At 61.8% G+C, this 306-nt stretch carries 1 protein-coding gene; it reads left to right on the top strand.

Going from position 1 to position 306, the window contains the following annotated elements:
• Positions 1-306 (top strand): efflux RND transporter permease subunit (locus tag QWI17_RS09075; protein ID WP_302722193.1); only part of this gene is annotated, 306 nt, incomplete at both ends.

The following is a 306-nucleotide window of genomic DNA, read 5'->3' as shown; positions in this document are numbered from 1 at the left end:
GATGATGTGCGCCCTGCTGCTGCGCCGCGAGCAGAATTCCAGCGGCCTGGCCCACTGGCTCGATCGGCAGTTCGCGCGCCTGAAGGTACGCTACCAGCGCCTGCTGCACGGTACGCTCGACAGCCGGCCGGTGGTACTGGTGTTTGCCGTGATCATCCTGTGCCTGATTCCGCTACTGCTGAAGTTCACCCAGAACGAACTGGCCCCCAACGAGGACCAGGGGGTGATCTTCATGATCAGCAGTTCCCCGCAGCCAGCCAACCTAGACTACCTCAACGCCTACACCAACCAGTTCACCCCACTGTT

The organism is Gilvimarinus gilvus, assembly GCF_030518155.1.
GTDB lineage: Bacteria > Pseudomonadota > Gammaproteobacteria > Pseudomonadales > Cellvibrionaceae > Gilvimarinus > Gilvimarinus gilvus.
Note: the sequence above shows the minus strand (reverse complement) of the source record. Positions and strands in the feature narration are given on the sequence as shown.